Annotated in this window: 12 protein-coding genes; 11 read left to right on the top strand and 1 reads right to left on the bottom strand. The window is 70.7% G+C overall.

The genetic code is table 11. The features are described 5' to 3' along the window. Window positions 1-22 precede the first annotated feature (22 nt). From VGT80_RS15395 to VGT80_RS15375, 5 genes are all read left to right on the top strand, one after another. On the top strand, window positions 23-448 hold the full coding sequence (locus VGT80_RS15395; RefSeq protein WP_327457315.1) for a nuclear transport factor 2 family protein: 426 nt from the start codon (window positions 23-25) through the stop codon (window positions 446-448). 121 nt (window positions 449-569) lie between these two features. After that, entirely contained in the window at window positions 570-1,283 is a 714-nt protein-coding gene (locus VGT80_RS15390; protein ID WP_327457313.1) for a glycine zipper 2TM domain-containing protein, read from the top strand. Window positions 1,284-1,466: 183 nt separating this feature from the next. Further along, on the top strand, window positions 1,467-3,335 hold the full coding sequence (locus tag VGT80_RS15385; protein ID WP_327457311.1) for an ABC transporter ATP-binding protein: 1,869 nt from the start codon (window positions 1,467-1,469) through the stop codon (window positions 3,333-3,335). Continuing rightward, window positions 3,332-5,200, top strand: a complete 1,869-nt coding sequence (locus VGT80_RS15380; protein ID WP_327457309.1) for an ABC transporter ATP-binding protein — start codon at window positions 3,332-3,334, stop codon at window positions 5,198-5,200. Before VGT80_RS15385 ends, VGT80_RS15380 begins: the two co-directional genes overlap by 4 nt. A gap of 18 nt (window positions 5,201-5,218) precedes the next feature. Beyond that, window positions 5,219-5,593 carry a VOC family protein gene (locus VGT80_RS15375; protein WP_327457307.1) on the top strand — a complete coding sequence of 125 codons (375 nt, stop codon included), beginning with the start codon at window positions 5,219-5,221 and terminating at the stop codon, window positions 5,591-5,593. Window positions 5,594-5,597: 4 nt separating this feature from the next. On the opposite strand, the gene VGT80_RS15370 is transcribed toward VGT80_RS15375, so the two are convergent. Further along, complete coding sequence (locus tag VGT80_RS15370; protein WP_327457306.1) at window positions 5,598-6,365, bottom strand: class I SAM-dependent methyltransferase; 768 nt, start codon at window positions 6,363-6,365, stop codon at window positions 5,598-5,600. Between the two features lie 124 nt (window positions 6,366-6,489). Between VGT80_RS15370 and VGT80_RS15365 the strand changes: the two genes are divergently transcribed. The 6 genes from VGT80_RS15365 (at window position 6,490) to VGT80_RS15340 (ending at window position 12,909) form a co-directional block, all read left to right on the top strand. Continuing rightward, complete coding sequence (locus tag VGT80_RS15365; protein ID WP_327457304.1) at window positions 6,490-7,173, top strand: LemA family protein; 684 nt, start codon at window positions 6,490-6,492, stop codon at window positions 7,171-7,173. Next, window positions 7,170-7,982 (top strand): TPM domain-containing protein, encoded by an 813-nt coding sequence (locus VGT80_RS15360; protein WP_327457302.1) that lies wholly within the window; start codon window positions 7,170-7,172, stop codon window positions 7,980-7,982. The genes VGT80_RS15365 and VGT80_RS15360 overlap by 4 nt, the downstream gene beginning before the upstream one ends. Before the next feature lies 1 nt (window position 7,983). Then, window positions 7,984-8,688 (top strand): TPM domain-containing protein, encoded by a 705-nt coding sequence (locus tag VGT80_RS15355; protein ID WP_327457300.1) that lies wholly within the window; start codon window positions 7,984-7,986, stop codon window positions 8,686-8,688. Window positions 8,689-8,796: 108 nt separating this feature from the next. Further along, entirely contained in the window at window positions 8,797-10,176 is a 1,380-nt protein-coding gene (locus VGT80_RS15350) for a sensor histidine kinase (protein ID WP_327457298.1), read from the top strand. 75 nt (window positions 10,177-10,251) lie between these two features. Next, complete coding sequence (locus tag VGT80_RS15345) at window positions 10,252-10,722, top strand: (2Fe-2S)-binding protein (RefSeq protein ID WP_327457296.1); 471 nt, start codon at window positions 10,252-10,254, stop codon at window positions 10,720-10,722. A 3-nt stretch (window positions 10,723-10,725) separates the two neighbouring features. Further along, complete coding sequence (locus VGT80_RS15340; protein WP_327457294.1) at window positions 10,726-12,909, top strand: xanthine dehydrogenase family protein molybdopterin-binding subunit; 2,184 nt, start codon at window positions 10,726-10,728, stop codon at window positions 12,907-12,909. Window positions 12,910-13,139: the final 230 nt, after the last annotated feature.

The raw sequence follows: 13,139 nt of genomic DNA, 5'->3' as shown, positions 1-13,139 counted from the left end.
CCGGTTCACGGAGGGGCTGAGGATGATGAGACTTGCATTGGGATTGGCGGCCGCCGCCATGCTGGCCGGCGCCGCGCAGGCCGCCAGCCTGGATGACGAGCTGATCGCCCTGGAGAAACAGTCCTGGGTCGCCTGGCAGACCCATGACCAGGCGTTCTTCGCCCGCTTCCTCTCCGAGGACCATGTGGAGATGCAGGGCAATGGCCCGGCCGGAAAGGCCGGCGTCGTGGCCGGCGTCGGCGGCGCCTGCACGGTGAAGAGCTATCAGGTCGACCACTTCAAGGTGACCCGCTTCGGGCCCGACACGGCGCTCGTCACCTACCGCGCCGCCCAGGACACCACCTGCGGAAGCGCCAAGGTCCCCAGCCCGGTCTGGGCCACCTCGCTCTTCGTGAAGCGCGACGGCCGTTGGCAGAACGCCCTCTACGTCCACAGCCCGGCGCAGTAGCGCGGCGCCGACTTGTTGAACGCCGGCTGAACGCCCACGTCTCCCGCAGTTAAGCTGGACCGGGCAATATGCCGGTCACGGGGCGGCCCAACGGCGCCGCCCGCAACAAGGAGAGATGAACATGCGTCGCAAGATGCTGATGGCGAGCCTGGCTCTGGCCGTGGTCCTGCCGGCCGCCGCCCACGCCCAGGAGACCTGCGAACAGCGCAGCCAGAACCGCACGGCCGGCACGGTGGCCGGAGGGCTCGTCGGCGCTCTCTTGGGCAGCGCGGTCGCGGGTCACGGCCACAAGACCGACGGGGCGGTGGTCGGCGGGGTCGCCGGCGCCGTCGTCGGCAACCAGGTCGCCAAGGGCCCCAAGGACTGCCAGCACGCCTATGGCTGGTACGACAACCGCGGCGCCTGGCACGCCAACAATGTCGATCCCAACGGCGCCTGGGGCTACTACGACCGCCGCGGCGAATGGATCGAGGGCCGTCCCGCCGACTATCGTCCGGTCGAATATCGTCCCGGCGAGGGTGGCTATGATCGCGACCATGATCGCGACCGCGGCGACTGGGACCATTTCGACTTCCTCGATGGCCCCGGCTATCCGGAGTTCCGCGAGGTCGAGTTCCGCATCCGAGACCAGATCCGCGAGGGCGTGCGTGACAACCGCATCCGTCGCGAGGACGCTCACGACCTGATGGACCGGCTGCGCGACATCCGCGCCGACGAGGTGCGCCTCTACCACGATGACGGCGACCGCCTGCGCCACGACGACCGCCAGCGCCTGCGCATGCGCCTGCGCGACCTGGACCGCCGCGTCGACGAAGTCCGACACGGCCGCCGCTAGGCCGAAGCTTCCGACCGCGGACGGCCGCAGAAAACGCAGAGGGCTCCGGCCTTCTGCGTTGTTCTGCGTTTTCTGCGGTTCCCTCGTTTCGGACGCCGCGGTGTTTCATCCCTGACGTCAGATTCGGTTTGGCGTCCCTCCGTCCGGCGCCTCAGAATGGCGGCGTCACAGAGGACATTCGGGATGAGTGATTCGCCCCCCGACCGGCGGGGTGCGGCGCTGTCTGACGCTCAGACGGTCGACGTGTCGGCCATGCCCAAGGTGCTGGCCCGGATCGCCGGGCTGGCGATGCGCTACCCCGGCCGGGTGGCGCTGACCGTCGTCACATCCCTGTTCGCCGCGGCCGCCAGCCTGGCGCTGCCCCGCCTGCTCGGCCGCGCCGTCGACGAGGCCCGCCACCTGCTCGCCAGCGGCGGCGCCACAAACGCCGAGGCCGCCCGCCACGCCCTGATGATCACCGCGGGCCTGGTGATCCTCGCCACCACCCTGCGCGGCTTCCTGACCGCCGCCGCCGGCTACCTCGGCGAATATCTCAGCCAGCGGGTGGCCCAGAACCTGCGCCTGCAGTTCTTCCAGCAGCTGCAGCGGCTCTCCTTCGGCTTCCACGACAAGGTGCATTCCGGCGACCTGATCACCCGCGGCATGCTCGATCTCGAAGGCGCCCGGGTGTTCATCCAGAACGGCATGATGCAGGGCCTGACCATGGCCCTGCTGCTGGGCTTCTGCGCCTACATGATGGTCTCGACCGAGCCGCTGCTGGCCGTGATCGGGCTGGGATTCGTGCCGGTGGCGGGCTTCGCACTCGGCCGCATGGGCTTCCTGCTCAGGGTCACCTGGCTGCGCGTCCAGCGGCTGATGTCGGTCCTGACGCTGACCATGGAGGAGAACCTGCAGGGCATCCGCGTGGTGCGCGCCTTCTCCGGCAAGCGCTTCGAGCTTGGCAAGTTCGACGCCGCCTCCGAGGAGGTGCTGGATCTGCAGGCCAGCCGCATCACCCTGCGCTTCCGCGGCGTCTCGGCCATGCAGGTCAGCTTCTACGCCTCGCTGACCATCCTGCTCTGGTTCGGCGGGGCCAAGGTGCTGAACGGCCAGATGACCGCCGGCCGGCTCACCGAGTTCGTCAGCTACATGATGCTGCTGCAGGCGCCGATCCGGCAGATCGCCATGATCGTCAACACGGCCGCCCGCGCCACCTCGGCCGGGGGCCGGCTCTTCGAGGTCTTGGACCTGGAGCCCGAGGTCGCCGATGCGCCGGACGCCAGGCCGCTGGCGCCGACCCAGGGGGTGCTGCGCTTCGACCGGGTGGGTTTTTCCTATGCGCCGGGCGGCAAGCCGATCCTCAGCGACATCAGCTTCGAGGTCGCGCCCGGCAAGACGCTCGGCATCGTCGGCCCGCCGGGCTCGGGCAAGTCGACGCTCGCCAACCTCATCCCGCGCTTCTACGACGCGACCTCCGGCGCCATCACCATCGACGGGGTCGACATCCGCCAGGTGACGCTGGCCTCGCTGCGCCGATACGTCGGCCTCGTGCAGCAGGAAGCCTTCCTGTTCGACGCCTCGGTCGGCCACAACGTCGCCTACGCCGATCCCTGGGCCGAGGATGCGCGCATCGAGGACGCCGCCCGGACCGCCCAGATCCACGAGCACATCGCCCACCTGCCGGAGGGCTATGAGACCCGGGTCGGCGAGCGCGGCGTGGCGCTCTCCGGCGGCCAGCGCCAGCGGATGAGCATCGCCCGCGGCGTCGTCCCCGAGCCCGGGATCATGGTCTTCGACGATTCCACCGCCGCCATCGACGCGGTCACCGAGCGCAAGGTCCGCGACGGCCTGGCCCACGCCACCCGCGCCATGGCCACCGTGATCATCGCCCATCGCCTGTCGTCCCTGATGCACGCCGACGAGATCCTGGTCATCGACGATGGCCGCGTCGTGGAGCGCGGGAGCCACGCCTCGCTCGTGAAACAGGGCGGCCTCTATGCCGACCTCTACGCCCTGCAGACCCGATCGAGCCTGATCGAGGCAGCCGCCGAGCCGCAGGAGGTCCGCGCATGAGCCACGCCGCCGCCGGCACCGAAGCCAGGCCGCGCCGCACGCCGCGCGCGTCCTTGGGCTCGCCCGAGGGCGACGACATCTTCGGGACCTTCGACACCCGCGTGGCGCGGCGCTTCTTCAGCTATCTCGGCCCGCACAAGCGCGCCTTCGTCCTGGCCCAGGTGGCCGCGGTCTGCACCGCCGCCGCCCAGATCCGCATTCCCTTGCTGATCGGCCGCATCACCCACGCGGTGGTGCAGCACGACCTCGCTGGCTTCCAGGGCCTGCTCGTCCAGTTCGCGCTGACCGCCGCGGCGCTCGCCATCAGCTTTTACGCCGCCGAATGGCTGTCCCAGCGTCTGGCGCAAAGGGTGATCTTCGACGTCCGCCGCGCCATGTTCGCCCATCTGCAGGACGTCTCGCTCTCGTTCATGGACAAGACCCATGTGGGCCGGATGATGGCCCGGCTGCAGGGCGACGTGGGCGCGCTGCAGGAGTTCCTGGAGACCACCACCGGCTCGGTGGGCGACGTAGTCCTGCTGGTCGGCATCGCGGTGGTGATGCTCACCACCAACCTGCGGCTCGGCCTGCTGGCGCTCACCGTCCTGCCGGCGCTGATCGCCATCCGCGCGGTCTGGCTGCCCTATTCCAAGACCAGCTTCCGTCAGGCGCGCGACGCCTCGTCCACCGCCAATTCGGCCTTGGCCGAGAACATCAATGGCGTCCGCACGGTCCAGGAGACGCGGCGCGAGCAGCTCAATTTCGAGCTCTACAGCAAGATGACCTGGGCCAATTTCCGCGCCCAGACCCATGCGTCCTGGATGACCCAGATCATGGTGCCGACGGTCGACGTCCTGACCGGGCTGGCCACCGCCATCGTCATCTGGGTGGGCGGCACGGCGGTCCTGGGCGGCCAGCTCGACGTCGGGGTCCTGGTCGCCTTCTTCCTCTATGTGCAGCGGTTCTTCGACCCGGTCCGCATGCTCTCCATGCAGTACACCATCATGCAGCGCGCCATGGCCGCCGCGCATCGCATCTTCGAGGTGCTGGACGTGCCGGTGACCATCACCGAGAAGCCGGACGCCGAGCCGCTCACGGCCTTCGAGCCCACCGTCGAATTCAGGGACGTGACCTTCGGCTACGATCCGGCGCGCCCGATCCTGCACGACATCTCGTTCAAGGTGCGCCCGCGCGAGGTGGTGGCCCTGGTCGGGCCCACGGGGTCGGGCAAGACCTCGATCATCTCGCTCACCCACCGCTTCTACGAGGTCGACAAGGGCCAGGTGCTGGTGGGCGGCCACGACGTGCGCGACGTGACCCTGGATAGCCTCGGCCGCCACATCGGCATGGTGCTGCAGGAGCCCTTCCTGTTCACCGGCACGATCGAGGCGAACATCCGTTACAACACCGAGGCCGCCACCCACGACGACGTGGTGGCCGCCGCCAAGGCCGTCTCCGCCCACGACTTCATCACCCGCCTGCCGGACGGCTATGCGACCGAGGTGGGCCAGCGCGGCCGCAACCTCTCGGTCGGCCAGCGGCAGCTGATCTCCTTCGCCAGGGCCCTGGTCGCCGACCCGCAGATCCTCATCCTCGACGAGGCCACCGCCAATATCGATAGCTTCACGGAACAGGCGATCCAGAAGGCGCTCAAGGTGCTGTTCGCCGGGCGGACCTGCATGGTCATCGCCCACCGGCTGGCCACCATCCGCGACGCCGACCGCATCGTGGTGCTGCAACAGGGCCGCATCCTCGAGGAAGGCCCGCATGGCGCCCTGATGCGCAGGAAGGGCCTCTACCACCGCCTCTACACCTCCGCCCACGCCAGCTTCGACGACGAGGTGGTGGCCAAGACCGGCGACGCCGAATTCGCCACGCGCACCTAGGTCCGGGAGTCCCAAGGAATGCTCGCCAACGCCCGCCTGCAGACCATCGTCTGGACCTCCGACAAGGCCCGGGCCGCCGCCTTCTATGAGGGCGTCCTCGGCCTCGCCCGGCTGCGCGAATCCCACGGCGCGCTGGTCTATGAGGTCGGCGGCGGCGAGTTGCGGGTCTCGCCGGTGCCCACGACGGAGCCGTCGGCCCACACGGTCCTGGGCTTCGCCGTGACCGACATCGACGCTGTGGCGGCGGCCCTGGCCGGCAAGGGCGCGAGCGTCGAACGCTTCCCCGGCTTCGCCCACGACCCCCGCGGTGTCTGGCGCGCCCCCGACGGCGCCCAGGTGCTTTGGCTGCGCGACCCCGACGGCAACCTGCTCTCGGTGGTGCAATACGCCTGAGGACCTAGCTCCCGCGAAACACCCAGATGTCGCCGACGTCGCCCAGCACCGCGGGCTCGCGGTCCGGCGTCAGGCCGGCGGCCTGGGCCAGCGGAACCGGGTCGGCCATGTAGTAGGCGAGCCGCTCGGCGGAACGGCGCAGGCTCTGTCCGCGGGCGTCCAGCTCCTCGTATTCGATCACCTGCTCCAGCCGGCCCACCGGCTGGCGGAAGCCGCGCTGCAGGACGCGCAGCCGCAGCCGCCCGCCGCCCGGCAACGGCTCGTCCAGCACGACGGCGCCGGGGTCGGGCGGGCTCACCTGGCTCATGAGCGACAGCCGCGGCAGGTGGAAGGCCGCCAGCCCGCCCGGCGCCAGATGCCGCGCGGCCGTCCGAAAGCTGTTCTTCCACGCCTGGCCGGCCGGCACGTGCGCCAGGGTGAAATAGGGGCAGATCACCAGGTCGAAGCCCCGCTTCAGGTCGAGCGCGGTCATGTCCCCAAGCTTCAGCGCGATGCGCGCCGCGACCTCCGGCGCCAGCGCCGCGCGCCGCCGCTCCGCCTGCTCCAGCATGGTCCGCGAGAGGTCGACGCCGGTCACCTCGAAGCCGCGCTGCGCCAGCTCCGCCGTGATCCGTCCCGATCCCGCGCCCAGCTCCAGCACCGATCCGCCGGCCGGGGCGAGCCCCGCATAGACCTCCACGTCGCCGGCCAGCCGCGCGTCGGCGGCGGTGACCACGTCGTAGAAGGCCGCGCTCATCGAGCCGGCCGAATAGTAGGGCCTGACGGCCGCCATGGCGCCTCGCGGTTGGCGATGCTTACCGATTGCTCATGCCAGAGCCCGTTGCGCTGGATCAATGGCGGGGCCACATTCCGGCATGACCCTGCTCAAGCCAGGGTCTTTCGGGGAGCTCCATCACGTGACCAGCCTTCGCCATCGCCTCTCGCGCGTCGCCCTGATCGTGCTCGCGCCGCTGCTGCTCGCCGCCTGCGGCTACAACGTCATCCCGACCCAGCAGGTGAAGGCCCAGCAGGCCTGGGCTGAAGTGCAGAACCAGTACCAGCGGCGAAGCGACCTGATCCCCAACCTGGTGAACACCGTGAAGGGCTACGCCGCCCAGGAGAAATCCACCCTCGTGGAGGTCACCGAGGCCCGCGCCTCGGCCACCCAGGTCAAGGTCGACGCCTCGACGCTCACCGATCCCGCCAAGTTCCAGCAGTACCAGCAGGCCCAGGACAAGCTGTCGGGCGTGCTCGGCCGGCTGATGATGATCCAGGAGAAGTACCCGGACCTGAAGTCGAATGAGAACTTCATGGCTCTGCAGAGCCAGCTCGAGGGCACCGAGAACCGCATCGCCATCGCCCGGCGCGACTACAACTCGGCGGTCGGCGACTACAACACCACCCTGCGGACCTTCCCGCAGATGATCTGGGCCCACCTCCAGAACGCCCAGCCGATGCAGCTGTTCTCGGCGACCGCCTCGGCCCAGTCGGCGCCCACCGTCAGCTTCGACACCACTCCGCCGCCGGCCCCATCCGGGACCGCCCCGCCGGCGCCCGCGCCCGCCGCGCTGCCGCCCGGCCAAGCGCCGGCGCCCAAGTGAGCGCCTCCGCGGGGCTGAAGGCGGCCTTTGCGGCCGTCGTCCTCATCGGCGCCATCGCCTTCGCGGGCGCGGCGTCCGCCGCCGACCTGAAGTTCCCGCCGCTCAGCGGCCGGGTGGTGGACGACGCCCACCTGCTCTCGGCCCCGACCGTCGAGAAGCTCACCGGCGAACTCGCCCAGCTCGAACAGCAGACCGGTCACCAGCTGGTCGTGGCCACCGTGCCCGACCTGCAGGGCGACGAGATAGAGGACTACGGCTACCAGCTCGGCCGCGCCTGGCAGCTCGGCCGCAAGGGGGTCAACGACGGCGCCATCCTCCTGGTCGCGCCCAACCAGCGGAAGGTCCGCATCGAGGTCGGCTACGGGCTCGAGCCGGTGCTCACCGACGCGCTGTCCAACGTCATCCTGCAACGCAAAGTCCTGCCGCAGTTCAAGGCGGGCCACATGGAGCAGGGGATCGTCGACGGGACCGACGCCCTCGTGCAGCAACTGTCCCTGCCCGACGACCAGGCCAAGGCCCAGGTGGCCCAGGCCGCCCAGGCGCCGGTCCAGGCGCAGTCGGGCAGCCACATCCCGGCCGCGGCCTTCTTCGCCATCTTCCTCATCGTCTGGGTGATCTTCGGCCTGTTCCGCAGCCGCGCGCGCTATGGCGGCGGCGGCGGGCTGTGGTGGCTTCTGCCGCTGATGATGTCCGGCCGAGGCGGCGGGTTTGGCGGTGGGTTCGGCGGAGGGGGCGGCCTGGGCGGCGGAGGAGGCTTCTCCGGCGGCGGCGGCTCGTTCGGCGGCGGCGGCTCCTCGGGAGGCTGGTGAAATGACGCGCGCCCTGACCCCTGCCGACCTGGAGGCCATCGAGGCCGCCGTGCGCGGCGCCGAGGCCCGCACCTCGGGCGAGATCTATTGCGTGGTCGCCGAGCAGAGCGGCCACTACGGCGAGACCCCGCTGGCCTGGGCGGCGGGCGTGGCCCTGCTGGGCCCGGCCCTGCTGCTGCTGGGCGGGGTGCACGTCACCGTCAGCGCCCTGTTCGGCGACTGGACCGCGGCCCAGGTGGGCGCGGCGGCCGAGGCCGCGGCCCGCGACGTCCTGGTGGGCGCGATCCTGCTGCAGGCGGTGCTGTTCGCGGTGGTCGCCATCGTCGTGGCGCTGCGCCCGGTGCGCCTGGCGCTCACGCCGGGCTTCGCCAAGCGCCACGAGGTCAAGCGCCGCGCCCACGAGGTCTTCCTGACCAAGAACCTGCACCTCACCCAGCACCGCACAGGGGTGCTGATCTTCGTCTCCCTGGCCGAGCGCATGGCCGAGCTGGTGGCCGACGACGGCATCGCCGCCCACGTCGAGCCGCACGTCTGGGACAAGGCCATGGCCGCCCTGTCGGAGGGCCTCAGGCGCGGCGAGCCCGCGGCCGGCTTCGCCGCGGCCGTCGGCCTCTGCGGCGACGTGCTGGCCGAGCGTTTCCCGGCCGATCCCAAGGACAACCCCAACGAGTTGCCCGACGCCGTGGTGCTGCTCCCGCGCGGCTGAACCGTGAGTCGCGGCGATTCGTCGCGAGCCTCGGTGGCGCACCATTTGGTGTTGTGGGCGTCACAACCCCACATCAGTTTGTCGGACTGCGGAACAAGGGTTTCTGGGTTGGCAGACACTCGCAGCGAGGTTGAAGGCGTCCACACGCCGCCGTTTGCGGACGTGGCGGAGGCGCTCGGCCTGGGCGTCGCCTACCAGATCGCCGTGCCGCCCGACGGGATCGGCCGCCGCTTCACCTATGTCTCGGCCAACTGCGAGGCGATGACCGGCGTTCCGGCCGCCGCCGCGCTCGCCGACGCCGGCGCGCTCTACGAGCTGATCGTGCCCGACCAGCGCGCGCTGTTCGACCGCGCCGAAGCCGAGGCCCTGGCCGGCGACGGCCGCTTCGACATCGAGGTGCAGATGCGCGGGCGTGGCGGCGAGGTGCGCTGGCGGCGCATCGCCTCGGCCCGCCGCGACCTGCCCGACGGGTCCACCCTGTGGGACGGCCTGGTCAGCGACATCCATCCCGCCAGGACGCTCGCCGACCAGCTCGAGGACCAGCGCCGCCGCCTGGAGGTGGCCGTGGAGGCCACCGGCCTCGGCTTCTGGGAATGGAACCCGCGCAGCGGCGCGCTCAACTGGTCCGACCGCAACAAGGCGATCTTCGGCCTGCCGTCCGAGGCGCCGGTGACCATCGAGCTGTATGTGGCGACCATCCATCCCGACGATCGCGAACGGGCGCTCGAAACCTACCGCCGGGCGCGCGACGCGGCCGACGGCGGCGACTTCGCCATGGAGTACCGGGCCGTCGCGCCCAACGGCCAGCTGCGCTGGATCCTCACCCAGGGCCGGGTCATCACCGATGGCGAGGGCCCCTGCCTGGTGGTCGGCACCACCCTCGACAACACCGACCGACACGAGGCCGAGGAGCGACGCGCCCTGGTGCTGGGCGAGCTCGCCCACCGCGCCAAGAACGGCCTGCAGGTGATGATGGCCATCGTCTCCGAGACCGCCCGCTCCGCCCGCGACGTCAAGGGCTTCGAGGGCGTGCTGATCGCCCGCCTCCAGGCCATGGCCGACGCCCAGGACCTGGTCACCGCCTCGGGCGGCCGGCCGGTGCCGCTGGCCGAGCTCGCCTCGCGCACCCTGACGCCGTTCGGCCTCGACCGCTTCGACCTGGAGCCGCAGATCGCCGAGCACACCGTGCGCGGCGACGTGGCCGCGGGCCTGGCCCTGCTGCTGCACGAGATGGCCACCAATGCGGTGAAGTATGGCGCGCTTTCCAAGACCAAGGGCCGCGTCAGCCTCAAGGCCGAAGGCGCCGGCCCCGGCATGGCGGCCCTGCAGTGGCGCGAACGCGGCGGCCCCCTGGTCGAGCCCTCCAACCGCCGCGGCTTCGGCTCGCGCCTCCTGCAGGCGGCGCTGCGCCAGCAGGGCGGCAAGGTCGAACCGGCCTTCGAACCGGAAGGCTTCACCGCCCGCATGGAATTCCGCGTCGGGGGGTGACAAGGGGCCGCAAGCGCCTTTGCGCCGCTCCCGCTCGCGCGCTAAACTCCGCACGCTCGGTGGGAGGAGCGCGCCATGGCCTACAAGCTCAACGTCAACGGCAAGGTTCTGACGGCGGACGTCGACCCCGACACCCCGCTGCTCTGGACGCTGCGCGACACGCTCGGGATCACCGGACCGAAGTTCGGCTGCGGCGTCGGCGCCTGCGGGGCCTGCACGGTCCACCTGGACGGCAAGCCGATCCGCTCCTGCGCCACGCCGGTCTCCTCGGTGGCCGAGACCGCCCGGATCACCACCATCGAAGGCATCGGCGCCGATGCGGTCGGCAGGAAGGTGCAGGCCGCGTGGGCCGAGCTCGACGTGGCCCAGTGCGGCTACTGCCAGCCCGGCCAGATCATGAGCGCCACCGCGCTGCTGAAATCGAAGCCCAGGCCCACCGACGCCGACATCGACGCGGCGATGAGCGGCAACATCTGCCGCTGCGCCACCTACAACCGCATCCGCGCCGCCATCAAGCGCGCCTCCGGCCAGCCGGTGGAGGTCTAGACCATGACCCTTCAAGCCACGGGCGCCTCGCGCCGCGACTTCATCCAGGCCAGCGCCTCGGCGGCCGGCCTGCTGCTGACCTTCTCCATCGCCCCCAAGGCCGGCGCGGCCGAGGCCGGCGTCAAGCCGCTCAACGCCTACGTCCACGTGGCGCCCGACGGCATCGTCACCATCATGGCCAAGAACCCGGAGATCGGTCAGGGCATCAAGACCTCACTGCCCATGATCATCGCCGAGGAGCTCGACGTGCCGTGGGAGATGGTCCGGATCGAGCAGGCCGACAACGATCCCAAGGCCTACGGCCGCCAGTTCGCCGGCGGCTCCATGGCCACGCCCCTGCACTGGGACGATCACCGCCGCGTGGGCGCCGTCGCCCGCGCCATGCTGATCCAGGCCGCGGCGCTCGCCTGGAACTGCCCCACGGGCGAGTGCTCCACCGACAAGGGCATGGTGGTCCACGTCTCCACCCGGCGGAAGGCCAGCTACGGTTCGCTGGCCGCCCAGTGCTCGGCGGTCAATGTCCCGGATCCCAAGTCGCTGACGCTGAAGGATCCCTCGGCCTACAAGATCATCGGCAAGGCCACGCCCCAGTACGACACCGCCAAGATCGTCTCGGGCCAGCCGCTGTTCGGCATCGATGTGCGGCGTCCCGGGATGCTCTACGCCTCCTACGAGAAGGCCGGCGTGTTCGGGGCCAAGGTGGCGAGCTGCGATCTGGACGCGGCCAAGGCCGTGAAGGGCGTCCGCGGCGCCTTCGTCGTCGAGGGCGGGACCGCGCTCGATGGCCTCTTGCCCGGCGTCGCCGTGGTGGGCGACAGCTGGTGGGCGGCGCGCAAGGGCCGCAAGGCGCTCAACATCAAATGGGCCGACCATCCGACCTCGGCCCAGAGCTCGGCGGGCTTTGCGAAGCGCGCTCATGAGCTCGCCGCCGGCGCGCCGCAGATGGTCACCCGCCACGACGGCGACGTGGACGCCGCCCTGAAGGGCGCCGCCAAGACGGTCAAGGCGGCCTACGCCTATCCGTTCATCGCCCACGTGCCGATGGAGCCGCAGAACTGCACGGCCGAATACAAGGACGGCAAGCTCGAGATCTGGGCCCCGACCCAGAACCCGGAGTCCGGCCGCCAGCTGGTCGCCCGCACGCTGGGCCTCAAGCCCGACGACATCACCATTCACATGACCCGCTGCGGCGGCGGCTTCGGCCGCAGGCTGTCCAACGACTACATGGTCGAAGCCGCCTGGATCGCCCGCGAGGCCAAGGCCCCGGTCAAGCTGCTGTGGACCCGCGAGGACGACGTTCGCCACGACTTCTACCGGCCGGGTGGCTTCCACTTCTTCGAGGCCGGCGTCGACGCGGCCGGCAATGTGGTCGCCTGGAAGAACCACTTCGTGACCTACGGCGAGGCGCCGGACCGGCCGGCCCCCTCGGCCGGCATGTCGGCCTCGGAGTTCCCGGCGCGGTTCGTCCCCAACTATCAGCTCGGCGTGTCGGCCATGCCGCTCGGCGTGCCCACCGGTCCGCTGCGGGCGCCGGGCTCCAATGCGCTGGCCTTCGTGCACCAGTCCTTCATCGACGAGCTGGCGCACGCCGCCGGCATGGATCCGGTGGCCTTCCAGCTCAAGCTGCTCGGCGAGGAGAAGATCGTCGGCCAGCCGCCGGCCGCCTACAACGCCGAGCGCATGCGCGGCGTGCTCAAGGCCGCGGCCGAGATGTCCGGCTGGGGCAAGACCCAGCTGGCCGCCCGCACCGGCATGGGCGTCGCCTGCTATTTCAGCCACCAGGGCTATTTCGCCGAGGTGGCCAAGGTGCATGTGGCCGCCGACGGCCAGGTGAAGGTCGACAAGATCTGGGTCGCCGCCGACGTGGGCCACCAGATCGTCAATCCGTCCGGCGCGCTCAACCAGGTGCAGGGCGCGGTGATCGACGGCCTCTCCGCGGCGCTGTTCCAGAAGATCACCATCGACAACGGCGCCGTTCAGCAGGGCAACTTCGGCGCCTATCCGCTGCTCAGGATGGCCGACGCCCCGCCGGTCGAGGTGAAGTTCCTGAAGACGCCTTATCCGCCCACCGGCCTGGGCGAACCCGCCCTGCCGCCGGCCATCCCGGCAGTCACCAACGCCATCTTCGCCGCGACCGGAAAGCGCATCCGCGAACTGCCGATCGACACCAGCCTGCTGAAGGCCTGACACCGCGCGCCCGTCCGCCTCTTGAGGGGCGGGTGGCGCGAGGGAAGCGATACCCGCGGGTAAGGCCGCGCGCAGCGCCGTCAGGTCCAGACCGCCGTCGAAGGCCTCATCTGGACTGAAGCCGAGAGCGACGAGACCGAACGCGCGCTCCGCGTCGAGCTCGACGAGCTTCTCGACATCGAAGTCCAGGACGCCGACACCTTCGAGGCCGAACCCCTCGACGATCAGGT

This window comes from Phenylobacterium sp. (assembly GCF_035944335.1).
Taxonomy (GTDB): domain Bacteria; phylum Pseudomonadota; class Alphaproteobacteria; order Caulobacterales; family Caulobacteraceae; genus Phenylobacterium.
The sequence above is the reverse complement of the archived record's forward strand: the minus strand, read 5'-3'. Positions and strand labels throughout refer to the sequence as shown.